Source organism: Microbacterium allomyrinae (genome assembly GCF_020682705.1).
Taxonomy (GTDB): Bacteria; Actinomycetota; Actinomycetes; order Actinomycetales; family Microbacteriaceae; genus Microbacterium; species Microbacterium allomyrinae.
Genome location: NZ_JAGTTN010000006.1, coordinates 1 through 22,826, shown reverse-complemented (window position 1 = coordinate 22,826; position 22,826 = coordinate 1). Strand labels below are relative to the sequence as shown.

Sequence of the window (22,826 nt, the reverse complement as noted above, 5' to 3'; positions counted from 1 at the left end):
GGTCTTTTGCCACGGCATCCGCCCCGACAGAATGGCAGATGACGTCTCGTCCGGGGCGGATGAAGGAGTGCGCGATGGCGGGTTTCGACGATCTGGTCAACCAAGGCAAAGAGCTCTACGAGCAGAACAAGGACAAGGTCTCGGAGTTCTTGAAGTCTGAGCAGGCGGAAGACATCAGCGACAAGGTGCTCGACGGAGCGGCCGACCTTGCGAAGAAGGTCGTCCCCGAGGAGCACCACGACAAGGTCGATGGCGTTCGGGGCAGTGTCGACGGTGCAGTCGGTCACGAATAGCTCGCACTGAGTGCGAGATCATGAGAGCGGCCCGGGGGACCCGGGTCGCTCTCATCGCGTCGCGCGCAGCGATCGCGGATTCCGCGGGCGGCACGTCGAATGTAAAACGTATGTCACAGCCGACATCCGAATCCTGCGGCGTGGGGTCGTCATGCTAGCGTGGGGCACGGCATCGCGAGGGTTCGGGACCTTCGCTCCGCGTTTGCGGCGTCACCTGGGGATCACTGACTCCTAGGCGGGCATGCCAGTCATTGGGGACGGGAAGAATTCGTCATGCGTGGATTCCGTAAGACTGGGGACTCGGGGATCGGCGTGCTTCGATCTCGCCGGGAGCTGGCGCGACACGAAGCGCGACGCCGTCGGTGGTTCGCGGGCGGCCTCGCCAGTGTTCTCGTCGCCGCGCTTGCGCTCGGCGGCATCTCCGCCGCGGTCGCGGCGACCACGGATCCGTCTCAGGCTCCGGCCGTCGCCAGCGCGACGCCGACGCCGGACGTGAGCGCACCTGCGACCGAACCGGCGCCCGACGGAACGATCCCGGATGCCGCTGCGGCCGCAACGGATGCGGCCACCGCAGCCCCCGAGGCGAGCGAGCCCGGCGAGCCGACGGAGCAGTCCGCCGACGCGAGCCAGGAGCCTGCCGCCCCGGTCGCCGAGTCTGACGATGCAGATCAGGGCGACGCGAGCGCCAGCGCGAGGCTCGCCGCACCGCCCGTCGAGGATGCGGTCCCGGCTGAACCGGTGACGCTCCGCATCAAGAAGCTCAGCCAGCGTGCTTCGGACGGCACCGTCGGCACGCTTGCCGGAGCGAGCTTCTACGCGGTGGCCGGTGCGCGTGCGGCTCAGCCGAGCATCGACGCGACATCGCCCTACACCTGCACGACCGACGCTACGGGCTACTGCGATATCGCGGTGCCCGCTCTCACCGGCGGCTCCGGTGCGACGCTGCACGGCTACTGGATCATCGAAGGCACCGCGCCGGCAGGCTGGTCGCGGCTGACCCAGGTGGCGACAGGGCAGCACACCGACCCGAAGACCGCCAGCCCGTACATGTTCTTCACCGGTCCGGTGTCCGACGGCGTCGTCGAGGTCACCGCCGAGACGGCGGCGTACGCCGATGCGGCGGCGAACAGGTTCACGCTCAAGACGAAGCAGGATGGCGTCGCCGACGTCCGGAGCAACCCCGCCTTCCCTGAGTCGTGCGGGCTCAGCATCGCTCTCGTCTTCGACACCTCGCGGTCGATCGATCACATCAAGATGGCTCAGATGAAGGCGGCGGCGGCGGACTTCGTCGGCGTTGACGGCCTCGGCGGAACGGCATCGTCTGTCGCCCTGTACGGATTCGGCACGACCGCGTACAAGCTTCTCGACTCGACGTCGCTGCAGTCCGAAGCGGGCCAGGACACGGTGGCTCAGGTCATCGATGAAGGTCTCGGAACCAGCGGCTCCGGATTCACGAACTGGGACGACGCGTTCCGCGAGGTCGCGTTCAACGCCGAGAACGAGCGGTATGACCTCGTCCTGTTCCTCAGCGACGGAGACCCGACGACCTACGGCACCGACGGTGCGTCCAACGTCGACACGAATGTCGGATTCCGCAACGTCGAGGAGGGTGTGTTCTCCGCGAACGCGCTGAAGGACCAGGTCGGCCCGGCAGGAGACCGCACGAAGGTCGCCGCTATCGGCATCGGGGCCACGCCGAACTCCTACCTCAACCTCATCGCGGTCTCGGGACCGGTCGAGGACGAGGACTACTACCTCACCGACTTCCCCGGACTCGCATCGAAGCTGCACGAGATCGCCACGCGCAACTGCGGTGGCACCCTCACGGTCATCAAGCAGACCGTCGATGAAGAGGGCGTCGTGATCGACGAGTCGGCCGATGGCTGGTCCTTCACGGGATCGACCGAGGGCGACTGGATCGTCGGACCCGACGGGATGACGAACGAGTTGACGCTCGAGACCGGAGCGCTCACCGAAGGTTCGGTGAACTTCCCGCTCGACTTCACGGGCACCGCTCAGCCTCGCGCCGTCACGGTGGCCGAGGTGCAGCAGGAGGGCTGGACCGCCGAGTCCGTCACCTGCGTGAACGCCACCGTCGAGGGCGACGCAGAATCCTTCACGGTCGACGTGCCGGCCAACGGCATCGTCTCGTGCACGGTCGTCAACAAGTCGAGCGGCGGCGGGGGCGGCGGTGACGTCGGCATCGAGAAGGAAGCCGTCATCGGCGATGTTCCGGTCACCGCGCCCCTCGAGGCCGGCGAGTCCTTCGACTACCTGCTCACCGTCACCAACCACGGCTCGTCGATCGCGACCGACGTGGCCGTGACCGATCCGGTTCCCGCACGCCTCCAGGTCACCGGGATCACGCTGCCGGAGGGCTGGACCAACGACTACGCCCCCGCGTTCGTCGGCGAGGGCAATGGTGTCGCCCTCAGCACGCCCACGATGGCTCCGGGAGAGTCCGTGGAGATCCGGATCTCGGTCGTGGTGGCACCCGCCGCAGTTCCGCCGGTGACGCTCATCGGCGAGGACGACCCCGCCCCGACCCCGCCGGCACTCCCTGAGAGCACGCTGCTCAACGAGGCGTGCGTATCGGCGACGGTCGACACGAACCCCGACAACGATTGCGCCGAGGCCACCGTCACGACGAAGGACATCTCCGCCGTCGTGTACACCCGCTGTGTCAACGACGCCCCGCTCCTGGGCTGGACGATCGTCAAGTCGGCTTCGCTGGTGGGACAGCCGGTGGAGTTCCTCTGGGTGCCGAACAACTCCGACGTGACGCCGGAGACGACGCCCGCCCAGGTTGCCATCACGCAGCCGGGAGGCACGACGAGCTGGAGCGATGAGATCGACTGGCCGGGCACGGCGTTCACGCCGTCGGGCATCTCGATCGACTACCCGGGCTGGCGTGCGATCGTGGCCGCTGACATCGTGCCGGGATCGACCCCGACCGCGTACTACCTGCCGGGAACCGACGTCGTGATGACGCCGGAAGAGCAGTCGGAGTACGTGTTCAACGGTCTGATCCTCGACCCGAGCGAGCTCGACTTCGCCTGGCGCGGCAACACCGACATCACCTTCACGGTGAACCCGGAACTCACGTTCTCGGCGTCCTACCCCGCCGCGACCGAGACCTGCTCCGCAGCACGCCACTCGGACGTGCAGATCGAGAAGACCGCCAGCGTCGAGAAGACGGCGCCCGGCAAGTCGTTCACCTACACCCTCGCGGTCGAGAACGTGAGCGATGACGCGGCTGCCGAAAGCGTCGTGGTGACGGATGCGATCCCCGCCGACCTCAAGATCACAAATGTGACGTGGCCCGGCAAGGGCGACGCCGCGGTGTTCCCGAACTGGGACTCGTGCGCGGTGACGGGTCAGAACAGCTCCGGCTACGGCGGCACGCTCGAGTGCGTGCTCTTCGGTCCGCTGCAGCCGGCCGGCTCCGACAACGGGGGAGCGTCGGCAGCCCCGACCATCACCCTGGCGGCGACGGTGTACTCGGCATCCACGGCCAGCGTCCTGACCAACGTGGCCGTCGTCGATTACCACACCTTCGGGGATCCGACTGACCCCGGGCGTGACTCGGACGATGCCACGGTGCTGCTGTCGGCGCTTCCCGCCACGGGTGGAGAGCCCGCACCGCTCCTCGCGATCCTGGGACTTCTGGCCCTGCTGGCCGGCGCCTCGACCCTGGTCGTGATCCGCCGACGCCGTGCCGAGAGCAAGCCCACACTGCTGTAACGCGCTCGCACGTCGATGAACGATCGAGCCCCTCGCATCCCGGTGCGAGGGGCTCGATCGCGTCTTCGCGGTGCGCGATCCGGCGGATGCTGCACTCCCGCAGCATCCGAATGCTGAGAAGCGGCCGAGATACTCGTCGCGCGACACGCCCGAGTTTGCGACACGCCCGGGCTGCACGTAGACTAGTGAGGTTCCACATTCCGGCGCCCCTCTTGGGTGCGCACCGGATCACTGCCAGGGCAGTGCATAGGTGGCTCGCTCCTCACCGGGGCGGGCAGGGTCCTAGGCCGCGGGCAGCAGAACCACCACATCTCGAATCCTTCCACTGCGGAGCTCTGCTCAGCGTGCGGAAGGAAGCGGATGCCGGGAGCGGCGCTTCGGCGCGGCATCCGGATTGACAGAAGAACAGCGGTGCAGCAACGCACTGCGCAAGCAGTGCAGAAGTGCTACGGCGCCCTGCGCCAGAGTGCGTCCAATGCCCCCGGCACCCCGGGCCGGTAAGACGCGTAAAGAGAGTGAGCAGACAAATGGCGGGACAGAAGATCCGCATTCGCCTGAAGTCGTATGACCACGAGGTCATCGACTCGTCGGCACGGAAGATCGTCGACACCGTGACCCGTGCGGGCGCGACCGTCGTGGGCCCCGTGCCCCTTCCGACCGAGAAGAACGTGATCGCCGTGATCCGTTCGCCCCACAAGTACAAGGACAGCCGCGAGCACTTCGAGATGCGCACCCACAAGCGTCTGATCGACATCATCGACCCGACGCCCAAGGCTGTCGATTCGCTGATGCGCCTCGACCTGCCTGCCGATGTCAACATCGAGATCAAGCTCTGAGGCTCGACATGGCTGACATCAACAACAAGGTTTCCAAGGGCCTGCTGGGTACCAAGCTCGGCATGACCCAGGTTTGGGACGAGAACGGCAAGCTCGTTCCCGTCACCGTCATCGAGATCGCGCCGAACGTGGTCACCCAGGTTCGCACGCCGGAGAAGGACGGCTACAACGCCGTCCAGATCGCCTACGGCCAGATCGACCCCCGCAAGGTGAACCAGCCGCTCACGGCCCACTTCGAGGCCGCTGGCGTGACCCCGCGTCGTCACCTCACCGAGGTTCGTACCGCGGACGCCGCTGACTACTCGCTCGGCCAGGAGCTGACGGTAGACGGCACGTTCGAGGCCGGCCAGCTGGTCGACGTCGTCGGCACCAGCAAGGGCAAGGGCACCGCCGGTGTCATGAAGCGTCACAACTTCAAGGGCGTCTCCGCTTCGCACGGTGCGCACCGCAACCACCGCAAGCCCGGCTCGATCGGCGCATCGTCGACCCCGAGCCGCGTCTTCAAGGGCATGCGCATGGCCGGCCGTATGGGTGGCGAGCGCGTGACCGTTCTCAACCTCAAGGTGCACGCCGTCGACACCGAGAAGGGTCTGCTGCTCGTCAAGGGCGCCGTCCCCGGTGCACGTGGCCGCATCGTCTACGTCCGCAACGCAGTGAAGGGTGCCTGAACTCATGGCTGACTCGACTCTCGCGCTCGACGTTCTGAAGGCAGACGGCAAGAAGGCAGGCTCCGTGGAGCTGCCCGCCGCCATCTTCGACGTCAAGACGAACATCCCGCTCATCCACCAGGTCGTCGTCGCGCAGCGCGCGGCGGCTCGCCAGGGCACCCACTCGACCAAGCGTCGCGGTGAGGTCTCAGGCGCCGGCCGCAAGCCCTTCAAGCAGAAGGGCACGGGTAACGCCCGTCAGGGCTCGATCCGCGCGCCGCACATGACCGGTGGTGGCATCGTCCACGGCCCGAAGCCGCGTGACTACTCGCAGCGCACGCCCAAGAAGATGATCGCCGCAGCGCTCCTCGGTGCGCTCAGCGACCGTGCTCGTGGCTCGCGCCTGCACATCGTCGACTCGTTCGCGATCGAGGGCTCGCCCTCGACGAAGGCCGCTGCTGCGGTTCTCGCCGCGCTCGCGCCGACGAAGAACGTGCTGGTCATCATCACCCGTGACGACGACCTCAGCGCGCTGAGCCTGCGCAACCTCGCGTACGTGCACGTGCTGTATTCCGACCAGCTGAACGCTTACGACGTGATCGTCTCCGACGACATCGTCTTCACCAAGGCCGCCTACGACGCATTCATCGCGTCGAAGAGCGCAGCCACCGAGGAGGTCTCGGCATGAGCACCGCGAACATCGCTGTGAACAAGGACCCGCGCGACATCATCCTGAAGCCGGTCGTTTCGGAGAAGAGCTACGGGCTCATCGACGAGGGCAAGTACACGTTCCTCGTGGACCCCCGCGCTTCGAAGTCCGAGATCAAGCTCGCGATCGAGAAGATCTTCGGCGTCAAGGTGGCCGCGGTCAACACGCTCAACCGTGTCGGCAAGGCTCGCCGCACCCGCTTCGGCACCGGCAAGCGCAAGGACACCAAGCGCGCCATCGTGACCCTGAAGTCGGGCACCATCGACATCTTCACGGCAGTCGGCTGACGGTCGGGATAGAGGACTAGAGAACATGGCTATTCGCAAGTACAAGCCCACGACCCCGGGTCGCCGCGGCTCGTCGGTGGCCGACTTCGCCGAGATCACCCGATCGACGCCCGAGAAGTCGCTCCTCCGCCCGCTCAGCAAGACCGGTGGTCGCAACAACCAGGGCCGCATCACGACCCGTCACATCGGTGGTGGCCACAAGCGCCAGTACCGCGTCATCGACTTCCGTCGCAATGACAAGGACGGCGTGAACGCCAAGGTCGCTCACATCGAGTACGACCCCAACCGCACCGCGCGCATCGCGCTCCTGCACTACTTCGACGGCGAGAAGCGCTACATCATCGCGCCGAACAAGCTGCAGCAGGGCGACGTCGTCGAGTCGGGTGCCGGCGCCGACATCAAGCCCGGCAACAACCTGCCGCTGCGCAACATCCCCACCGGTACCGTGATCCACGCCATCGAGCTCCGCCCCGGCGGCGGCGCGAAGCTGGCACGTTCGGCTGGTGTGTCGGTTCGCCTCGTGGCGAAGGACGGCGCATACGCGCAGCTGCGTCTGCCCTCGGGCGAGATCCGCAACGTCGACGCGCGCTGCCGCGCGACCATCGGCGAGGTCGGCAACGCCGAGCAGTCGAACATCAACTGGGGCAAGGCCGGCCGCAACCGCTGGAAGGGCATCCGCCCGACCGTCCGCGGTGTCGCGATGAACCCGGTCGATCACCCGCACGGTGGTGGCGAGGGCAAGACGTCCGGTGGTCGTCACCCGGTTTCGCCGTGGGGTAAGGCCGAAGGCCGCACCCGGCACGCGAACAAGGAAAGTGACAAGTACATCGTCCGTCGTCGCAACGCCGGCAAGAAGCGCAAGTAGGAGTAGAGGAAGATGCCTCGCAGCCTTAAGAAGGGCCCCTTCGTCGACGAGCACCTGCTTCGCAAGGTCGTCGTCCAGAACGAAGCCGGTTCCAAGAACGTCATCAAGACCTGGTCACGTCGTTCGATGATCGTGCCGGCCATGCTCGGCCACACGATCGCCGTCCACGACGGACGCAAGCACATCCCTGTGTTCGTGTCCGAGACCATGGTCGGCCACAAACTGGGCGAATTCGCGCCCACCCGCACCTTCCGCGGCCACGTGAAGGACGACAAGAAGGGCCGTCGCCGCTGACGCGGGGACGCGAGAGGAGAGAGAAATGGTGGAGTCCATCGCACGCGTGCGACACATCCGCGTGACCCCTCAGAAGGCTCGTCGTGTCGTCGCGCTCATCAAGGGCAAGCAGGCCGAACAGGCCCTCGCCATCCTGAAGTTCGCACCGCAGGGTGCGAGCGAGCCGATCTACAAGCTCGTCGCCGCCGCGATCGCGAACGCTCGCGTGAAGGCTGACAAGGACGGCGAGTTCCTGGACGAGCAGGACCTGTACGTGGCCAACGCGTACGTCGACGAGGGCACGACGCTCAAGCGTTTCCGCCCCCGCGCACAGGGTCGCGCGTTCCAGATCAAGAAGCGCACGAGCCACATCACGGTCGTGCTCTCGACGCCCGAGGTCGCTGAGTCGGCCCCGGCTTCCCAGACCAAGAAGGCGAGCAAGTAATGGGCCAGAAGGTAAACCCGTACGGCTTCCGCCTCGGAATCACCACCGACCACGTGTCGCGTTGGTTCTCGGACTCGACGAAGCCCGGACAGCGCTACGCCGACTACGTGGCCGAGGACATCAAGATCCGCAACCTGCTGAAGACGCAGCTCGACCGCGCCGGTGTCAGCAACATCGAGATCGAGCGCACCCGTGACCGCGTCCGCGTCGACATTCACACCGCCCGTCCGGGCATCGTGATCGGTCGCCGTGGCGCCGAGGCCGAGCGCATCCGCGGCGACCTCGAGAAGCTCTCGGGCAAGCAGATCCAGCTGAACATCCTCGAGGTCAAGAACCCCGAGGCCGACGCTCAGCTCGTCGCGCAGGGCATCGCCGAGCAGCTCACTGCTCGCGTGGCGTTCCGTCGTGCGATGCGCAAGGGTCTGCAGGGCGCACAGCGCGCCGGCGCCAAGGGCGTCCGCATCCAGGTCTCCGGCCGCCTCGGCGGCGCCGAGATGAGCCGTTCGGAGTTCTACCGCGAGGGTCGTGTGCCGCTGCACACGCTGCGCGCGAACATCGACTACGGCTTCTACGAGGCGAAGACCACCTTCGGCCGCATCGGCGTGAAGGTCTGGATCTACAAGGGCGACCTCACCAACAAGGAGCTCGCTCGCGAGCAGGCCAACGCGCCGAAGGCACCCCGCGGTCGTGACGACCGTGGCGGCGACCGTCGTCGTGGCCCTCGCAACGAGGCCCCCGTCGCAGAAGGAGCGTCTGCCTGATGCTTATTCCCCGCAAGGTCAAGTACCGCAAGCAGCACCACCCCGGCCGTTCCGGTCAGGCCACCGGTGGCACCAAGGTGTCGTTCGGTGAGTTCGGAATCCAGGCCATCACGCCCGCTTACGTGACGAACCGTCAGATCGAGTCCGCTCGTATCGCGATGACCCGTCACATCAAGCGTGGCGGCAAGGTGTGGATCAACATCTATCCCGACCGTCCGCTCACGAAGAAGCCGGCCGAAACCCGCATGGGTTCCGGTAAGGGTTCGCCGGAGTGGTGGGTCGCGAACGTCAAGCCGGGTCGCGTCCTCTTCGAGGTCGCCGGCGTCAACGAGGAACTTGCTCGTGAGGCCCTGACCCGTGCCATTCACAAGCTGCCTCTCAAGGCACGCATCATCAAGCGCGAGGAGGGCGACGCGTAATGGCGATCGGCACCAAGACGCTCGCTCCCAGCGAGCTCGATACGTTCGAAGACCAGCGCCTCGTCGAGGAGCTGCGCAAGGCCAAGGAAGAGCTGTTCAACCTGCGCTTCCAGTCGGCCACCGGCCAGCTCGAGAGCCACGGCCGCATCCGTGCGGTCAAGCGCGACATCGCGCGGCTCTACACCGTGATCCGTGAGCGCGAGCTCGGCATCCGTGCCACTCCCGCGCCGCTGGAGACCGCGACGAAGGCGAAGAAGACGAAGGCCAAGAAGGCGGATGCCGCTGACGAGGCCGTGAAGGAAGAGGCCGAGTGATGGCTGAGACCACCGAGAAGAAGGCCCCCGCGAAGAAGGCCAAGGCCGTAGAGGCCGAGGCCGTCGTCGAGCAGGCCGCCGGACACGAGTCGTCGGCGCACGATGTGCGCGACGTCGACGCCCGTGGCTACCGCAAGGCCCGTCGTGGCTATGTGGTCAGCGACAAGATGGACAAGACGATCGTCGTGGAGGTCGAGGACCGCGTCAAGCACCCTCTCTACGGCAAGGTCATCCGTCGGACGTCGAAGGTCAAGGCGCACGATGAAGGCAACACCGCCGGCATCGGCGACCTCGTCCTCATCAACGAGACCCGCCCGCTGAGCGCCACCAAGCGCTGGCGCCTGGTCGAGATCCTCGAGAAGGCCAAGTAAGCCTCGGGCTTGCTTGGAACCCAAGGAGTAACAAGTGATTCAGAACGAATCCCGCATCAAGGTCGCCGACAACACCGGCGCCAAGGAGCTGCTCACCATCCGTGTGCTCGGTGGTTCGGCCCGGCGTTACGCCGGTGTCGGCGACATCATCGTGGCGACGGTCAAGGACGCGATCCCCGGCGGCAACGTGAAGAAGGGCGACGTCGTCAAGGCGGTCGTCGTCCGCACTGTCAAGTCGACCCGTCGTCCCGACGGCTCATACATCAAGTTCGACGAGAACGCCGCCGTGATCCTGAAGAGCGACGGGGAGCCCCGCGGCACCCGCATCTTCGGTCCGGTCGGTCGCGAGCTTCGTGACAAGAAGTTCATGAAGATCGTCTCGCTCGCCCCGGAGGTCATTTGATCATGGCGAACATCAAGAAGGGCGACCTGGTTCAGGTCCTCAACGGTAAGAAGCAGGCCAACGGCGGAGACCGCGGCAAGCAGGGCAAGGTCCTCGAGATCCTGACCGAGCAGAACCGCGTCATCGTCGAAGGCGTGAACTTCGTCACCAAGCACAACCGCGTGGGCCAGTCCCAGCGCGGTACCAAGACGGGCGGCATCGAGACGATGGAAGCCCCGATCCACATCTCCAACGTCGCGCTCGTCGACCCCTCGACCAAGAAGCCGACCCGTGTCGGCCACCGTGTCGAGGAGCAGACGAAGGACGGCGTCAAGCGCACCGTCCGCGTGCGCTACGCGAAGAAGTCAGGCAAGGACCTCTGATATGAGCAGCGCCACTGCCGTGGAGGCTGGCAAGATCCAGCCCCGCCTGAAGCAGAAGTACAACACCGAGATTAAGAAGGCTCTGCAGGAGGAGTTCGGCTACCCGAACGTCATGCAGATCCCCGGTCTGGTGAAGGTCGTGGTGAACACCGGTGTCGGTGAGGCAGCTCGCGACAGCAAGGTGATCGATGGTGCGGTCGACGACCTGACCAAGATCACCGGTCAGAAGCCGATCGTCACCAAGGCGCGCAAGTCCATCGCACAGTTCAAGCTGCGCGAGGGACAGGCCATCGGCGCGCACGTCACCCTTCGCGGTGACCGTGCGTGGGAGTTCATCGACCGTCTGGTGAACCTCTCGCTGCCCCGCATCCGCGACTTCCGCGGCCTGTCGGGCAAGCAGTTCGACGGCACCGGCAACTACACGTTCGGTCTCCAGGAGCAGTCCGTGTTCCACGAGATCAACCAGGACAAGATCGACCGCGTCCGCGGCTTCGACATCACGATCGTGACGTCGGCGAAGTCGGATGACGAGGGCCGCGCACTCCTGCGCCACCTCGGCTTCCCGTTCCGCACCGAGGACCAGCAGGCCTGATGCTTCGACAGGCTCAGCGACCATCCGGTCTCTGAGCCTGTCGACCCGGCCCCGAGCTCGTCGAGGGGCCGACAACTGAATATCGAGTCTCATAGAAGGTCGACTGTCGTGTAACGGCAGGCGAAACCTCGTGAACAAAGGGAATAACACATGACAATGACAGACCCGGTCGCAGATATGCTGACCCGTCTGCGCAACGCGAACTCGGCGCACCACGACTCCGTCGCACTGCCGAGCTCGAAGCTCAAGACGCACATCGCCGAGATCCTCAAGCGCGAGGGCTACATCGCTTCGTGGGAGGTCAGCGACGCACGCGTCGGCCAGACTCTCACGCTCGAGCTGAAGTACGGCCCGAACCGCGAGCGGTCGATCGCCGGCATCAAGCGCGTCTCCAAGCCCGGCCTTCGCGTGTACGCGAAGTCGACCGAGATCCCCCGCGTGCTCGGTGGCCTCGGTGTCGCGATCCTGTCCACCTCCTCCGGTCTCCTCACGGACCGTCAGGCCGAGCAGAAGGGCGTGGGTGGGGAAGTCCTCGCCTACGTGTGGTGATCTGATATGTCGCGTATTGGACGTCTCCCGATCGACATCCCTGCCGGTGTGACCATCACGGTCGACGGTCAGGATGTCGCGGTCAAGGGCCCGAAGGGCGAGCTCGCGCTCACCGTCGCGCGCCCCATCGAGGTCAAGATCGAAGAGGGCCAGGTGCTCGTCAGCCGTCCCGACGACGAGCGCGAATCACGCTCGCTGCATGGTCTCACCCGCACGCTCATCAACAACAACATCATCGGTGTCACCCAGGGCTACAGCAAGGGCCTCGAGGTCGTCGGCACCGGATACCGCGTCGCGCAGAAGGGCGGCTCGATCGAGTTCGCCCTCGGCTTCTCGCACCCCGTGCTCATCGAGCCTCCCGCCGGCATCACCCTGACGGTCGAGGGCAACAACAAGGTCACCGTGAGCGGCATCGACAAGCAGGCCGTCGGCGAGGCGGCTGCGAACATCCGCAAGATCCGCAAGCCTGAGCCCTATAAGGGCAAGGGTGTGCGGTACGCCGGCGAGGTCGTTCGTCGCAAGGCCGGAAAGAGTGGTAAGTAACCATGGCTGTCAAGACAAAGACTCAGGCGCGTACGCGCCGTCATCTCCGCCTTCGCAAGAAGGTCGTCGGCACCCCCGAGCGTCCGCGCCTGGTCGTGACCCGTTCGGCACGTCACGTTTTCGTGCAGCTCGTCGACGACAGCCAGGGCCACACCGTGGCCTCGGCATCCACTCTCGAGAACGACCTGCGTGCGTTCGACGGTGACAAGACCGCCAAGGCCCGCAAGGTCGGCGAGCTGGTCGCCGAGCGCGCCAAGGCCGCCGGCGTCTCGGATGTGGTGTTCGACCGTGGCGGCAATCGCTACGCAGGCCGTGTCGCGGCGATCGCCGACGGCGCCCGCGAGGGAGGTCTGAACCTGTGAGCGAAATCAAGGAGAGCAACGTGACCGAGCAGGCTGCTGCTGCCGAGGCTCCGGCCGACGCCGCTGCCACCACTGCGCCCGCCGAGCGTGAGCGCGAGCCGCGTCGCGGCGGTCGCGAGCGCAACCCCAACCGTGGCGAGCGGGGCGGTCGCGACCGCAACGAGAGCCAGTTCCTCGAGCGTGTGGTCACGATCAACCGCGTGTCGAAGGTCGTCAAGGGTGGTCGTCGCTTCAGCTTCACCGCGCTCGTCGTCGTCGGCGACGGCAACGGTGTCGTGGGTGTCGGATACGGCAAGGCCCGCGAGGTGCCCCTGGCGATCTCGAAGGGTGTCGAAGAGGCCAAGCGCAACTTCTTCCGCGTTCCCCGCGTCGGCTCGACCATCCCGCACCCGGTGCAGGGTGAGGCCGCTGCCGGTGTGGTGCTGCTGCGCCCCGCCGCTGCCGGTACCGGTGTCATCGCCGGTGGTCCGGTGCGCGCCGTGCTCGAGTGCGCCGGGATCCACGACGTGCTGTCGAAGTCGCTCGGTTCGTCGAACACGATCAACATCGTCCACGCGACGGTGGCGGCCCTGAAGCAGCTCGAGGAGCCCCGTGCGGTCGCCGCACGTCGTGGCCTCGAGTTCGACCAGGTTGCCCCCGCCCGTCTCGTCCGTGCCGAGGCAGAAGCCGCGGCCGCTGCGAAGGCAGGTGTCTGATGGCTGCGCGTCTCAAGGTGACGCAGGTCAAGTCCAAGGTGAGCGAGAAGCAGAACCAGCGTGACACGCTGCGTTCGCTCGGTCTGAAGCGGATCGGCGACTCCGTCGTCCGTCCGGACGACGCGCAGACGCGCGGTTACGTCAAGACCGTCGCCCACCTCGTGAAGGTTGAGGAGATCGACTGATGGCTGAGAAGGCCGAGAAGAACGACGCCGTCGAGGCGGAGGCCCCTAAGAAGGCTCCTGCCAAGAAGGCTGCGCCCAAGGCTGCCGCCGAGAAGGCTGCTGCGCCGAAGGCCGCCAAGGCCGACGCTGCTGCGGACAAGGCCGAGAAGGCCCCCGCCGCGAAGAAGGCTCCCGCCAAGAAGGCTCCGGCCAAGGCGGATGCCCCTGTGTCGCGTCCCGGTGTGCTGAAGGTCCACCACCTGCGTCCGGTCCCCGGCGCCAACACCCCGAAGACGCGTGTCGGTCGTGGTGAAGGCTCGAAGGGCAAGACGGCCGGTCGTGGCACCAAGGGTCAGAAGGCCCGCTACCAGGTGAAGGCCGGCTTCGAGGGTGGGCAGATGCCGCTGCACATGCGCACCCCGAAGCTCCGCGGCTTCAAGAACCCCTTCCGCGTCGAGTACCAGGTCGTGAACCTGGAAAAGCTCGCGGAGCTGTACCCGGCCGGTGGCGACGTCACCGTCGGCGACCTGGTCGCCAAGGGTGCGGTGCGCAAGAACGAGAAGGTCAAGGTGCTGGGCACCGGCGACATCTCGGTGAAGCTCACTGTTGCGGTCGACAAGGTCTCGGGTTCCGCCGAGCAGAAGATCGTCGCAGCGGGCGGCACCGTCAAGTAGTACACACACAGTGGGGGTCGGAGCTTGCTCCGGCCCCCACTGGGTTACCCTGGACGTCGGCACGTCGCCGTGCGTACCGGCATCCCTTCTGGAGGAATCCTCTTGTTCAGCGCCATCGCGCGGGTCTTCCGCACTCCCGACCTTCGGCGGAAGATCGCATTCACCCTGGCGATCATCGCCTTGTACCGGTTCGGTGCCCACGTGCCCGCACCGTTCGTCGACTTCCCGAACGTGCAGGAGTGTCTCCGACAGTCCGCCGGCACTGAGGGCCTGCTGTCGCTCGTCAACCTCTTCTCCGGCGGTGCGCTGCTGCAGCTGTCGATCTTCGCGCTCGGCGTCATGCCGTACATCACCGCGACGATCATCGTCCAGCTCCTGCGCGTCGTCATCCCGCACTTCGAGACCCTCTACAAAGAGGGTCAGTCGGGCCAGGCGCGTCTCACCCAGTACACGCGCTACCTCACGATCGCACTTGCACTGCTGCAGTCGACGACTCTCGTGACGGTGGCCCGCAGCGGTCAGCTCTTCGGCTCCACGGGCATCTCCGAGTGCGAGCAGCTCCTCACGAACGACGTGTGGTGGGCGCAGCTCCTCATGATCATCACGATGACCGCCGGCACCGGCCTCATCATGTGGTTCGCCGAGCTCGTGACCGAGCGCGGCATCGGCAACGGAATGTCGCTCCTGATCTTCACGTCCATCGCCGCGGCCTTCCCCGCATCGATGTGGGCGATCTGGCAGTCGCGCGGCTTCGAGGTGTTCCTGCTCGTGCTGGCGGTGGGCATCGTCGTGGTCGCCTTGGTGGTGTACGTCGAGCAATCCCAGCGACGCATCCCGGTGCAGTACGCCAAGCGCATGGTGGGCCGTCGCACGTACGGCGGGACGAACACGTACATCCCGATCAAGGTCAACATGGCCGGCGTCGTGCCCGTCATCTTCGCCTCCTCGCTGCTGTACATCCCCGCGCTCATCGCGCAGTTCAACATGCAGCCGAACGCCGAGAACGAGGTCCCCGCCTGGGTTCAGTGGATCCAGACGTACTTCACGAACGGTGACAGCCCCATCTACATGGCGGTGTACTTCCTGCTGATCGTCGGTTTCACCTACTTCTACGTCGCGATCACCTTCAACCCCGTCGAGGTCGCCGACAACATGAAGAAGTACGGCGGGTTCATCCCGGGCATCCGTGCCGGACGCCCGACCGCCGAGTACCTGGACTACGTGCTCACGCGCATCACGCTTCCCGGCTCGCTGTACCTGGGTCTCATCGCCCTGCTCCCGCTCATCGCGCTCGCCACGGTCGGCGCCAACCAGAACTTCCCGTTCGGTGGCGCCTCGATCCTGATCATCGTCGGCGTCGGCCTCGAGACGGTGAAGCAGATCGACGCCCAGCTGCAGCAGCGCCACTACGAAGGGCTCCTTCGATGACCGCGACTCGTCTGCTGATCGTCGGGCCGCAAGGCTCGGGCAAAGGCACCCAAGGGGTGCGCATCGCCGCGACCTTCGGAGTCCTGGCCGTATCGACCGGCGATGTGTTCCGGGCCGCGGTCGCGGCCGGCACACCGCTGGGCGAGCAGGTGAAGGCGATCATCGAAGCGGGCGACCTGGTGTCGGACGAGCTGACAAGTGCGGTCGTGCGCGACCGCCTGTCGCAGCCGGATGCCGCGGAGGGCTTCCTCCTCGACGGGTACCCCCGCAACGTGGCACAGGTCATGCATCTGGACGAGTTCCTCGACGGGCGCGACGAGTCGATCGACGCGGTCATCGAACTCGACGTTCCGCGTGACGAGAGCATCTCGCGGCTGTCGCTGCGTGCAGCCGAGCAGGGCCGCACCGATGACACCGAAGAGGTCATCGCGAATCGTCTTGCGATCTACGAGCGCGAGACCGCTCCGATCCTCGACGTGTACCGCACCCGCGGTGTGGTGGACCGGATCGACGGTATCGGCACGCTGGACGAGATCACCGACCGCATCATCGCGGCGCTCGAGGCGCGCGGCCTGGTCCGCGCCGCCGCCGTCTGACCCGTGTCACTGCGCCGCTCGATCTACAAGACCCCCGCTCAGATGCGGGCGATGGTCGAACCCGGCCTCATCACCGCCGCGGCGCTCGACGCGGTGCGCGCGCTCGTCGCACCGGGTGTCACGACCGGTGAGCTGGATGCCGCGGCATCCGCTCTCATCACCGCCCGCGGCGCGAAGTCGAACTTCCAGATGGTGCGCGGGTACCGCCACACCATCTGCACCTCGGTGAACGAGCAGGTGGTGCACGGCATCCCCGGCGGCCACGTGCTGGCCCCCGGCGACATCCTGTCGGTCGACGCAGGCGCGGAGTTCAAAGGCTGGAACGGCGACTCGGCCTTCACCGTGGTGCTTCCCGACGAGACGCGGCCGGATGTCGTGGCCGGGCGGCAGAAACTGTCCGAGGTGACAGAGGGGTCGCTCTGGGCCGGCATCGCCGCCCTCGCCACCGCGAAGCACATCGCCGAGATCGGCGCAGCGATCCAGGACCACATCGAGGCGAACTCGCCCGCCAACGCTCCGTACGGGATTCTCCGCGAGTACGTGGGACACGGAATCGGCCGCAAGATGCACGAGTCGCCGTCTGTGTTCAACTACCGCGTCTCCGACCCGGGGCCCGAAGTGCGTCCCGGACTCGTGCTCGCGATCGAGCCCATGGTCGTCATCGGCGATCAGGCCACGTTCGTCGAAGACGACGGCTGGACGGTCTCGACTCTGGACGGTTCAGCCGGCTCTCACTGGGAACATAGCGTCGCAGTGCATGATGACGGAATCTGGGTGCTCACAGCGCCCGACGGCGGTGCCGCAGGCTTGAAGCCCTTCGGCGTGACGCCTCGCGAGATCGCCTGAGGAGGCTCGACATGGCACAGGGTGCGCGCAAGGTCAACTGGTTCGCGGTCTGGGTGAGCGTCGCGGTCGTGATCGCGCTCGTCCTCGTCACGATCCTCGTGGTCACGCTCAACAACTCGGCCGAGGACCCGGAGCCGGGGGAGACCCCGACGGCGGCGAACATCGAGACCGACACCGGCGCGATCATCGTGGGTGAAGGCGAGAACCGTCTCGACACGTACATCGACTTCATGTGCCCCATCTGCAACTCGTTCGAGCAGGCGTACGGTGCCGAGATCGAGGGCCTCGTGGACGACGGCTCCATCACGCTCGGCATCCACCCGATCTCCATCCTGGACCGCCAGTCGCAGGGCACCGAGTACTCGACGCGTGCCGCGAACGCGATGTACTGCGTCGCGTCGGTCGACGGTGACGCGGCGCTGCCTTTCCTGCAGGCGATGTTCGCGAATCAGCCTGACGAGGGATCGACCGGCCTCACCGACGAGCAGATCCTCGAGATCGCCGCCGGAGTCGGCGTCACCGGGATCGATACGTGCGTCGCCGACGGCACCTACTCGAGCTTCGTCACCGCCATGACCGAGAACACGCCCATCCAGCCCGGATCGTCGGGCATCGGCACTCCGACCATCGCGGTCAACGGCGAGGTCATCGCGAACTCGACGCTTCCCGAGCCCGGCCAGCTGGCAACGCTCTTCGAGTGACCGGACGGATGCCGCGGCCTCGCGGCATCCGTCTCGCCCGCGGTGTCCGTTGCCTCGCGGCATCCGTCTAGCCCGCGGTGTCCGTTGCCTCGCGGCATCCGTCTCGCCCGCGGTGTCCGTTGCCTCGCGGTCGTTGCTCCCTCGGGATTCCTGCCGGGGATACACCGTAAACGCGCCGAGACATCACGTCGAAGATGGTGGCTCGTCGCGTTTACGGTGTTTCCCCTCGGGGAATGAGCGGGAATTGCTCCGCATCGTGCTCAGGAGGAACGTGCGCGGTGCGCCGATCCGCGGGACGCGAAGGCGCTCGAGTTCCCGCACCACGGGCGCGACGGCCATCGCAGCTGCCATGTCCCACCTGCCGAAGGCGTCGCACTGCCGTCGAAGGCGGTCCTCGCGCTTCTTCTCGCGGATGACCCGCCGCACCGTCTCCTCGCGCGTCTCGGCCCGGTACTTCTCGTACCCGTCGGACTCGGCGATCGCTCGCACGCTCTGCCATGCGTAGTCGGGACGGTCGGTGAATCCCTCGGCGTGGAACTCGCGCTGCAGCTCTGGCGGCTCGAAGCCCGACCAGATGATCACACTACGGCCGACGCTTTCCCCGGGCGACTCCGAGCGTGCGTCGACCGTGGCGAGAAGCAGGAACAGCAACGTGCGGCCGCGGGGGTTCGCCTGTCGTTCGGCGACGCGCTCGAGACCATCGAGTGTCGCGCTCCCTCCCTGCACGGGCGAGATCGCCGCGTCGCCGACGGCGAGACCGAAGGGCGCGGGCAGCACGCGCATGAGGGAGACCGCGGTGTCGCTGGCGGAGGTCATCGTGAGGCCGCCGAGGGTCACGGTGTCGGGTGCGTCTGTGCGAGTGTGCACGAAGACATCGCCGAAGCGACGGGACTTGGTGCGGCCCAGTTCGAACACGTGGATGTCTCTCGGCTCGCCGAACAGCGGCAGACCCAGCAGTGACGCGGCGGACTCGTATGCGAACAGTGCGCCGGGATTCACGAGCGCGTAGGCGTGCACCCGCGCCAGGTACCGCTCCCACGGCTTGAGGCGGTCCCATGCGGCACGCGGAGCGTAGGTGCCAGCACGGACGCGATGGTGAAGACCACCGGCACGCAGCGTCGGCGCGCCGGCGACGGCGTCGCGCACGCGGTACAGCTCGACGGGCGCGGCGCGGGCGGTGCGCGCAAGCGACTCGGACATATCGCGATACTCGTGGCTGCGGCATCAGAGTCGGTCGTTCCGGCCGCTCTCCGGGGACAACTCCGGCCCCCGCCCCCGTGCCCGCCGCCTGGGGAGGAGGGGGATACACCGCAAACACGACGAGACACCACCGATGCCGTGCTGTCTCGTCGCGTTTGCGGTGTATCCCCAGAAGAAGGCGAGCGGATGCCGAAAGCCGGCGTCGCTGGGCGTCTGCTGGGGGCCTGCGACACAGGTTTGCCGCGGCATCCGATATCACGTATGCTTGATCTTTGGTGCGTTGCGCCTTCATTGGCGTGTCGCCGCACCGAATCCCATCCACCGCAGATCGACCGGTCTGCACAACTGTAAGCGAGCGTATGGCGAAGAAAGACGGTGTCATCGAGATCGAGGGCGTCATTTCCGAGGCTCTGCCCAACGCGATGTTCCGCGTTGAGCTCTCCAATGGACACAAGGTGCTCGCCACGATCTCCGGAAAGATGCGGCAGAACTACATCCGCATCATCCCCGAGGACCGTGTGGTCGTGGAGCTCAGCCCCTACGACCTGACCCGCGGACGCATCGTCTACCGCTACCGCTAGACCGGTCGAGAAGTAACACCCCAGGCTCGGTACCTGCGCACGTCGAAGGACGCGCCTGCCCGGTGAAGACAGCGAAGAGAAGAAATCATGAAGGTCAAGCCCTCCGTCAAGCCCATCTGCGACCACTGCAAGGTCATCCGTCGCCACGGTCGCGTCATGGTCATCTGCAAGAGCAACCCGCGTCACAAGCAGCGCCAGGGCTGACGCTTCGACGGGCGCCGCGACCATCGGTTGCTGGGCCCGTCGAATCGCACAACTGAACACAACAACACAGGCAGGATCAGAACCTCTTCAGAGGGGACACCTCGGGCGGAGGCCCGGGCACCGATCCTGCTCCACACCTCCACTCACTCCAGGAGAGTCGCATGGCACGTCTTGCCGGCGTCGACATCCCGCGCGATAAGCGCGTGGTGATCGCCCTTACCTACATCTACGGCGTTGGCCGTACCCGCTCGAACGAGATCCTCACCGCGACGGAGATCGACGAGAACATCCGCGTCAAGGACCTCACCGACGAGCAGCTCGTCGCGCTCCGTGACTACATCGAGGGCAACTACAAGGTGGAGGGTGACCTTCGCCGCGAGGTGACCGCCGACATCCGCCGCAAGGTCGAGATCGGCTCGTACGAGGGTCTGCGTCACCGCCGCGGCCTGCCGGTGCGCGGCCAGCGCACGAAGACGAACGCGCGTACCCGCAAGGGCCCCAAGCGCACCGTCGCCGGCAAGAAGAAGGCGCGCTAGGCCTCCGCCGGCGCCCCAGGATTTTAGGGAGAACGCAACATGGCACAGGCCAAGAGCGCCGCGCGCAAGCCGCGCCGCAAGGAGAAGAAGAACATCGCGCTGGGCCATGCCCACATCAAGTCGACGTTCAACAACACGATCGTCTCGATCACCGACCCCTCGGGCGCTGTCATCAGCTGGGCCTCGTCGGGTGGCGTGGGCTTCAAGGGCTCGCGCAAGTCGACCCCCTATGCCGCAGGCATGGCGGCGGAGTCGGCTGCGCGTCAGGCTCAGGAGCACGGCGTCAAGAAGGTCGACGTCTTCGTGAAGGGCCCGGGCTCGGGCCGCGAGACCGCGATCCGCTCGCTGACGGCCGCCGGCCTCGAGGTGGGGTCCATCCAGGACGTCACCCCCCAGGCTCACAACGGCTGCCGTCCCCCGAAGCGTCGCCGCGTCTGACTTCCCGCCCTTCGGCAGGCTCGGGGACTGATCCCCGAGCCTGCTGAAGAGCAACCTCACACTTGTCGGATGCCTCTTCTCGAGGCATCCCGGTCAAAACTCAACACCTCACCCACCGCACGTGTCATATAGCGGGCACGTGATCGAAAGGAACACATAGTGCTCATTGCACAGCGTCCCACTCTGACCGAGGAGAAGGTCGGGGAGTTCCGCAGCCGCTTCGTCATCGAGCCGCTCGAGCCCGGCTTCGGTTACACCATCGGCAACGCGCTGCGTCGCAGCCTCCTCTCGTCAATCCCCGGCGCAGCCGTGACGTCGATCCGCATCGACGGCGTCCTCCACGAGTTCAGCACCATCCCGGGTGTGAAGGAGGATGTCACCGAGATCATCCTCAACATCAAGCAGCTGGTCGTCTCCAGCGAGCGCGACGAGCCCATCACCGCGTACCTGCGCAAGACCGGCGCCGGTGAGGTCACCGCTGCCGACATCTCCGCTCCCGCGGGTGTCGAGGTGCACAACCCCGAGCTCGTCATCGCGACCCTGAACGACACCGCCAAGTTCGAGCTCGAGCTCACCATCGAGCGCGGCCGCGGCTACGTCTCCGCGACGCAGAACCGCAACGAGTACGCCGAGGCCGGTCAGATCCCGATCGACTCGATCTACTCGCCGGTCCTGAAGGTCAGCTACCGCGTCGAGGCCACCCGCGCCGGTGAGCGCACCGACTTCGACAAGCTCGTCCTGGACGTCGAGTCGAAGTCCTCGATCGCCCCCCGCGACGCCGTCGCGTCGGCCGGTCGCACGCTGACCGAGCTCTTCGGCCTGGCCCGTGAGCTCAACGTCGAGGCCGAGGGCATCGAGATCGGCCCCGCGCCGGTCGAGACCGTCCTCTCCAACGAGCTGTCGATGCCCATCGAGGACCTCGACCTTTCGGTGCGCTCGTACAACTGCCTCAAGCGCGAGGGCATCAACACGGTGTCCGAGCTCGTCGCCCTCTCGGAGACGCAGCTCATGAACATCCGCAATTTCGGTCAGAAGTCGGTCGACGAGGTGCGCGACAAGCTCGTCTCGCTCGGCCTGTCGCTGAAGGACTCGGTCCCCGGGTTCGACGGCGCGCACTTCTACGGCGGCTACGACGACGAGACCGTGTGATCGGATGCATTCGTCGGGGCGCTCGCACTGAGCGTGCGCAACGATCCGAAGCATCCCTTCCCCACGTACGACCTTCATCCTGGAGTAATTGAGACATGCCCAAGCCCACGAAGGGTCCCCGCCTCGGAGGCGGCCCCGCACACGAGCGCCTGCTGCTTGCGAACCTCGCCGCGGCCCTGTTCACCCACAAGTCGATCAAGACGACCGAGACCAAGGCCAAGCGCCTGCGTCCGCTCGCCGAGCGACTCATCACGTTCGCCAAGCGCGGCGACCTGCACGCGCGTCGTCGCGTGCTGTCCGTCATCGGTGACAAGAGCGTTGTGCACGAGCTCTTCGCCGAGATCGCGCCGCTCGTCGCCGACCGTGAGGGCGGCTACACCCGCATCACCAAGGTCGGCAACCGCAAGGGCGACAACGCCCCCATGGCCGTCATCGAGCTCGTTCTCGAGCCCGTGAACCCGAAGCCGAAGTCGGCGAAGAAGGCCGCCGCTGCTGCGGCTGCTGCCCCGGCCGCCGAGGAGGCTCCGGTCGAGGAGGCTCCGGCCGAGGACGCCGGCGCCGAGTCGCAGGAAGAGGGCGCTGCCGCTGAGGCTGTCGCCGAGGAGGCCGTCGTGGCCCCCGCCGAGGAGAAGTCCGAGTAGTCGGATCCGCCGGGCTTCACCGCCCGGCAGGACGGACGCTCGCGCCCGTCCACCCATTGCACCGCGAGACCCGCGGCCCCTTCGGGGGTCGCGGGTCTCGTTGCGTCTGCGGAGTGAGCGGGCGCGGACGACCGCGGGCGAGCGCGGGCGAGCGCGGGCGGGCGCGGGCGGGCGCGGGCGAGCGCGGGCGGGCGCGGG

The 22,826-nt window shown here is 66.6% G+C and carries 33 protein-coding genes; 32 read left to right on the top strand and 1 reads right to left on the bottom strand.

Annotated elements, in window-relative coordinates; translation table 11 throughout:
• Positions 1-74 precede the first annotated feature (74 nt).
• From KEC57_RS15470 to KEC57_RS15345, 26 genes are all read left to right on the top strand, one after another.
• Entirely contained in the window at positions 75-293 is a 219-nt protein-coding gene (locus KEC57_RS15470) for an Rv0909 family putative TA system antitoxin (protein ID WP_229385589.1), read from the top strand.
• Between the two features lie 312 nt (positions 294-605).
• Complete coding sequence (locus KEC57_RS15465; protein WP_229385588.1) at positions 606-4,037, top strand: VWA domain-containing protein; 3,432 nt, start codon at positions 606-608, stop codon at positions 4,035-4,037.
• A gap of 527 nt (positions 4,038-4,564) precedes the next feature.
• Positions 4,565-4,873 (top strand): 30S ribosomal protein S10, encoded by a 309-nt coding sequence (gene rpsJ, locus KEC57_RS15460; protein WP_018171443.1) that lies wholly within the window; start codon positions 4,565-4,567, stop codon positions 4,871-4,873.
• A gap of 8 nt (positions 4,874-4,881) precedes the next feature.
• Positions 4,882-5,541 carry a 50S ribosomal protein L3 gene (rplC, locus tag KEC57_RS15455; protein WP_229385587.1) on the top strand — a complete coding sequence of 220 codons (660 nt, stop codon included), beginning with the start codon at positions 4,882-4,884 and terminating at the stop codon, positions 5,539-5,541.
• Between the two features lie 4 nt (positions 5,542-5,545).
• Positions 5,546-6,208 (top strand): 50S ribosomal protein L4, encoded by a 663-nt coding sequence (rplD, locus tag KEC57_RS15450; RefSeq protein ID WP_229385586.1) that lies wholly within the window; start codon positions 5,546-5,548, stop codon positions 6,206-6,208.
• Positions 6,205-6,516: a 50S ribosomal protein L23 gene (gene rplW / locus KEC57_RS15445; RefSeq protein ID WP_229385585.1), complete on the top strand. Its 312-nt coding sequence runs from the start codon at positions 6,205-6,207 to the stop codon at positions 6,514-6,516. Before rplD ends, rplW begins: the two co-directional genes overlap by 4 nt.
• A gap of 25 nt (positions 6,517-6,541) precedes the next feature.
• Positions 6,542-7,381 (top strand): 50S ribosomal protein L2, encoded by an 840-nt coding sequence (rplB, locus tag KEC57_RS15440; protein WP_229385584.1) that lies wholly within the window; start codon positions 6,542-6,544, stop codon positions 7,379-7,381.
• 12 nt (positions 7,382-7,393) lie between these two features.
• Positions 7,394-7,675: a 30S ribosomal protein S19 gene (rpsS, locus tag KEC57_RS15435; RefSeq protein ID WP_141929808.1), complete on the top strand. Its 282-nt coding sequence runs from the start codon at positions 7,394-7,396 to the stop codon at positions 7,673-7,675.
• Positions 7,676-7,700: 25 nt separating this feature from the next.
• On the top strand, positions 7,701-8,099 hold the full coding sequence (gene rplV / locus KEC57_RS15430) for a 50S ribosomal protein L22 (protein WP_229385583.1): 399 nt from the start codon (positions 7,701-7,703) through the stop codon (positions 8,097-8,099).
• Positions 8,099-8,860 carry a 30S ribosomal protein S3 gene (rpsC, locus tag KEC57_RS15425; protein ID WP_229385582.1) on the top strand — a complete coding sequence of 254 codons (762 nt, stop codon included), beginning with the start codon at positions 8,099-8,101 and terminating at the stop codon, positions 8,858-8,860. The genes rplV and rpsC overlap by 1 nt, the downstream gene beginning before the upstream one ends.
• Positions 8,860-9,279 carry a 50S ribosomal protein L16 gene (gene rplP / locus KEC57_RS15420; RefSeq protein WP_194582657.1) on the top strand — a complete coding sequence of 140 codons (420 nt, stop codon included), beginning with the start codon at positions 8,860-8,862 and terminating at the stop codon, positions 9,277-9,279. The genes rpsC and rplP overlap by 1 nt, the downstream gene beginning before the upstream one ends.
• Complete coding sequence (gene rpmC / locus KEC57_RS15415) at positions 9,279-9,593, top strand: 50S ribosomal protein L29 (protein WP_045275475.1); 315 nt, start codon at positions 9,279-9,281, stop codon at positions 9,591-9,593. The genes rplP and rpmC overlap by 1 nt, the downstream gene beginning before the upstream one ends.
• Positions 9,593-9,964, top strand: coding sequence for a 30S ribosomal protein S17 (gene rpsQ, locus KEC57_RS15410; RefSeq protein ID WP_267492713.1), 372 nt, complete (start codon positions 9,593-9,595; stop codon positions 9,962-9,964). The genes rpmC and rpsQ overlap by 1 nt, the downstream gene beginning before the upstream one ends.
• A gap of 34 nt (positions 9,965-9,998) precedes the next feature.
• Complete coding sequence (rplN, locus tag KEC57_RS15405) at positions 9,999-10,367, top strand: 50S ribosomal protein L14 (protein WP_229385581.1); 369 nt, start codon at positions 9,999-10,001, stop codon at positions 10,365-10,367.
• A gap of 2 nt (positions 10,368-10,369) precedes the next feature.
• Complete coding sequence (gene rplX, locus KEC57_RS15400) at positions 10,370-10,729, top strand: 50S ribosomal protein L24 (protein WP_229385580.1); 360 nt, start codon at positions 10,370-10,372, stop codon at positions 10,727-10,729.
• A gap of 1 nt (position 10,730) precedes the next feature.
• Positions 10,731-11,321, top strand: a complete 591-nt coding sequence (gene rplE, locus KEC57_RS15395; RefSeq protein ID WP_229385579.1) for a 50S ribosomal protein L5 — start codon at positions 10,731-10,733, stop codon at positions 11,319-11,321.
• A 150-nt stretch (positions 11,322-11,471) separates the two neighbouring features.
• Positions 11,472-11,870 carry a 30S ribosomal protein S8 gene (gene rpsH, locus KEC57_RS15390; protein WP_229385578.1) on the top strand — a complete coding sequence of 133 codons (399 nt, stop codon included), beginning with the start codon at positions 11,472-11,474 and terminating at the stop codon, positions 11,868-11,870.
• Positions 11,871-11,876: 6 nt separating this feature from the next.
• Positions 11,877-12,413, top strand: coding sequence for a 50S ribosomal protein L6 (rplF, locus tag KEC57_RS15385; RefSeq protein WP_229385577.1), 537 nt, complete (start codon positions 11,877-11,879; stop codon positions 12,411-12,413).
• A 2-nt stretch (positions 12,414-12,415) separates the two neighbouring features.
• Entirely contained in the window at positions 12,416-12,775 is a 360-nt protein-coding gene (gene rplR / locus KEC57_RS15380) for a 50S ribosomal protein L18 (protein WP_229385576.1), read from the top strand.
• Between the two features lie 20 nt (positions 12,776-12,795).
• On the top strand, positions 12,796-13,470 hold the full coding sequence (gene rpsE / locus KEC57_RS15375) for a 30S ribosomal protein S5 (protein ID WP_372457073.1): 675 nt from the start codon (positions 12,796-12,798) through the stop codon (positions 13,468-13,470).
• A complete protein-coding gene (rpmD, locus tag KEC57_RS15370; protein ID WP_023954062.1) occupies positions 13,470-13,655 on the top strand; it encodes a 50S ribosomal protein L30 in 186 nt (61 codons plus the stop codon). The genes rpsE and rpmD overlap by 1 nt, the downstream gene beginning before the upstream one ends.
• Positions 13,655-14,308, top strand: a complete 654-nt coding sequence (rplO, locus tag KEC57_RS15365) for a 50S ribosomal protein L15 (protein WP_229385575.1) — start codon at positions 13,655-13,657, stop codon at positions 14,306-14,308. The genes rpmD and rplO overlap by 1 nt, the downstream gene beginning before the upstream one ends.
• Before the next feature lie 102 nt (positions 14,309-14,410).
• Entirely contained in the window at positions 14,411-15,736 is a 1,326-nt protein-coding gene (gene secY, locus KEC57_RS15360; protein WP_229385574.1) for a preprotein translocase subunit SecY, read from the top strand.
• Positions 15,733-16,332: an adenylate kinase gene (locus KEC57_RS15355; protein ID WP_229385573.1), complete on the top strand. Its 600-nt coding sequence runs from the start codon at positions 15,733-15,735 to the stop codon at positions 16,330-16,332. The genes secY and KEC57_RS15355 overlap by 4 nt, the downstream gene beginning before the upstream one ends.
• Positions 16,333-16,335: 3 nt before the next feature.
• Positions 16,336-17,178, top strand: coding sequence for a type I methionyl aminopeptidase (gene map, locus KEC57_RS15350; RefSeq protein WP_229385572.1), 843 nt, complete (start codon positions 16,336-16,338; stop codon positions 17,176-17,178).
• 11 nt (positions 17,179-17,189) lie between these two features.
• Positions 17,190-17,879 (top strand): DsbA family protein, encoded by a 690-nt coding sequence (locus KEC57_RS15345; protein WP_229385571.1) that lies wholly within the window; start codon positions 17,190-17,192, stop codon positions 17,877-17,879.
• A gap of 183 nt (positions 17,880-18,062) precedes the next feature.
• Here the strand turns inward: KEC57_RS15345 and KEC57_RS15340 are convergent, their stop codons facing one another.
• Complete coding sequence (locus tag KEC57_RS15340; RefSeq protein WP_229385570.1) at positions 18,063-19,079, bottom strand: hypothetical protein; 1,017 nt, start codon at positions 19,077-19,079, stop codon at positions 18,063-18,065.
• A gap of 359 nt (positions 19,080-19,438) precedes the next feature.
• Here KEC57_RS15340 and infA point away from each other — a divergent pair, with 359 nt between their 5' ends.
• The 6 genes from infA to rplQ all read left to right on the top strand — a co-directional run bounded on the left by infA (position 19,439) and on the right by rplQ (position 22,628).
• On the top strand, positions 19,439-19,660 hold the full coding sequence (infA, locus tag KEC57_RS15335) for a translation initiation factor IF-1 (RefSeq protein WP_017201569.1): 222 nt from the start codon (positions 19,439-19,441) through the stop codon (positions 19,658-19,660).
• A gap of 87 nt (positions 19,661-19,747) precedes the next feature.
• Positions 19,748-19,864 (top strand): 50S ribosomal protein L36, encoded by a 117-nt coding sequence (gene rpmJ / locus KEC57_RS15330; RefSeq protein WP_017885303.1) that lies wholly within the window; start codon positions 19,748-19,750, stop codon positions 19,862-19,864.
• Positions 19,865-20,025: 161 nt separating this feature from the next.
• On the top strand, positions 20,026-20,400 hold the full coding sequence (rpsM, locus tag KEC57_RS15325) for a 30S ribosomal protein S13 (protein WP_229385569.1): 375 nt from the start codon (positions 20,026-20,028) through the stop codon (positions 20,398-20,400).
• Positions 20,401-20,439: 39 nt separating this feature from the next.
• Positions 20,440-20,838, top strand: a complete 399-nt coding sequence (gene rpsK / locus KEC57_RS15320) for a 30S ribosomal protein S11 (RefSeq protein ID WP_023954078.1) — start codon at positions 20,440-20,442, stop codon at positions 20,836-20,838.
• Positions 20,839-20,997: 159 nt separating this feature from the next.
• Positions 20,998-21,987 carry a DNA-directed RNA polymerase subunit alpha gene (locus KEC57_RS15315; protein ID WP_127819232.1) on the top strand — a complete coding sequence of 330 codons (990 nt, stop codon included), beginning with the start codon at positions 20,998-21,000 and terminating at the stop codon, positions 21,985-21,987.
• A gap of 95 nt (positions 21,988-22,082) precedes the next feature.
• On the top strand, positions 22,083-22,628 hold the full coding sequence (gene rplQ, locus KEC57_RS15310; protein WP_229385568.1) for a 50S ribosomal protein L17: 546 nt from the start codon (positions 22,083-22,085) through the stop codon (positions 22,626-22,628).
• The last annotated feature ends 198 nt before the right edge of the window (positions 22,629-22,826 follow it).

Bases quoted from the DNA above. Each gene is read 5' to 3' on its own strand.
- KEC57_RS15345 (WP_229385571.1), top strand. From the start codon at position 17,190: ATGGCACAGGGTGCGCGCAAGGTCAACTGGTTCGCGGTCTGGGTGAGC.
- rplF (WP_229385577.1), top strand. From the start codon at position 11,877: ATGTCGCGTATTGGACGTCTCCCGATCGACATCCCTGCCGGTGTGACC.
- rplW (WP_229385585.1), top strand. From the start codon at position 6,205: ATGAGCACCGCGAACATCGCTGTGAACAAGGACCCGCGCGACATCATC.
- infA (WP_017201569.1), top strand. From the start codon at position 19,439: ATGGCGAAGAAAGACGGTGTCATCGAGATCGAGGGCGTCATTTCCGAG.
- rpsS (WP_141929808.1), top strand. From the start codon at position 7,394: ATGCCTCGCAGCCTTAAGAAGGGCCCCTTCGTCGACGAGCACCTGCTT.
- rpmJ (WP_017885303.1), top strand. From the start codon at position 19,748: ATGAAGGTCAAGCCCTCCGTCAAGCCCATCTGCGACCACTGCAAGGTC.
- rplE (WP_229385579.1), top strand. From the start codon at position 10,731: ATGAGCAGCGCCACTGCCGTGGAGGCTGGCAAGATCCAGCCCCGCCTG.
- rplD (WP_229385586.1), top strand. From the start codon at position 5,546: ATGGCTGACTCGACTCTCGCGCTCGACGTTCTGAAGGCAGACGGCAAG.
- KEC57_RS15470 (WP_229385589.1), top strand. From the start codon at position 75: ATGGCGGGTTTCGACGATCTGGTCAACCAAGGCAAAGAGCTCTACGAG.
- rpsK (WP_023954078.1), top strand. From the start codon at position 20,440: ATGGCACAGGCCAAGAGCGCCGCGCGCAAGCCGCGCCGCAAGGAGAAG.
- rplO (WP_229385575.1), top strand. From the start codon at position 13,655: ATGGCTGAGAAGGCCGAGAAGAACGACGCCGTCGAGGCGGAGGCCCCT.
- rpsQ (WP_267492713.1), top strand. From the start codon at position 9,593: ATGGCTGAGACCACCGAGAAGAAGGCCCCCGCGAAGAAGGCCAAGGCC.
- rplV (WP_229385583.1), top strand. From the start codon at position 7,701: ATGGTGGAGTCCATCGCACGCGTGCGACACATCCGCGTGACCCCTCAG.
- KEC57_RS15355 (WP_229385573.1), top strand. From the start codon at position 15,733: ATGACCGCGACTCGTCTGCTGATCGTCGGGCCGCAAGGCTCGGGCAAA.
- KEC57_RS15340 (WP_229385570.1), bottom strand. From the start codon at position 19,079: ATGTCCGAGTCGCTTGCGCGCACCGCCCGCGCCGCGCCCGTCGAGCTG.
- rplQ (WP_229385568.1), top strand. From the start codon at position 22,083: ATGCCCAAGCCCACGAAGGGTCCCCGCCTCGGAGGCGGCCCCGCACAC.
- rpsJ (WP_018171443.1), top strand. From the start codon at position 4,565: ATGGCGGGACAGAAGATCCGCATTCGCCTGAAGTCGTATGACCACGAG.
- rplX (WP_229385580.1), top strand. From the start codon at position 10,370: ATGGCGAACATCAAGAAGGGCGACCTGGTTCAGGTCCTCAACGGTAAG.
- rplB (WP_229385584.1), top strand. From the start codon at position 6,542: ATGGCTATTCGCAAGTACAAGCCCACGACCCCGGGTCGCCGCGGCTCG.
- rpsC (WP_229385582.1), top strand. From the start codon at position 8,099: ATGGGCCAGAAGGTAAACCCGTACGGCTTCCGCCTCGGAATCACCACC.
- rpmC (WP_045275475.1), top strand. From the start codon at position 9,279: ATGGCGATCGGCACCAAGACGCTCGCTCCCAGCGAGCTCGATACGTTC.
- rplC (WP_229385587.1), top strand. From the start codon at position 4,882: ATGGCTGACATCAACAACAAGGTTTCCAAGGGCCTGCTGGGTACCAAG.
- rpsH (WP_229385578.1), top strand. From the start codon at position 11,472: ATGACAATGACAGACCCGGTCGCAGATATGCTGACCCGTCTGCGCAAC.
- rpmD (WP_023954062.1), top strand. From the start codon at position 13,470: ATGGCTGCGCGTCTCAAGGTGACGCAGGTCAAGTCCAAGGTGAGCGAG.
- rplR (WP_229385576.1), top strand. From the start codon at position 12,416: ATGGCTGTCAAGACAAAGACTCAGGCGCGTACGCGCCGTCATCTCCGC.
- rplP (WP_194582657.1), top strand. From the start codon at position 8,860: ATGCTTATTCCCCGCAAGGTCAAGTACCGCAAGCAGCACCACCCCGGC.
- rpsM (WP_229385569.1), top strand. From the start codon at position 20,026: ATGGCACGTCTTGCCGGCGTCGACATCCCGCGCGATAAGCGCGTGGTG.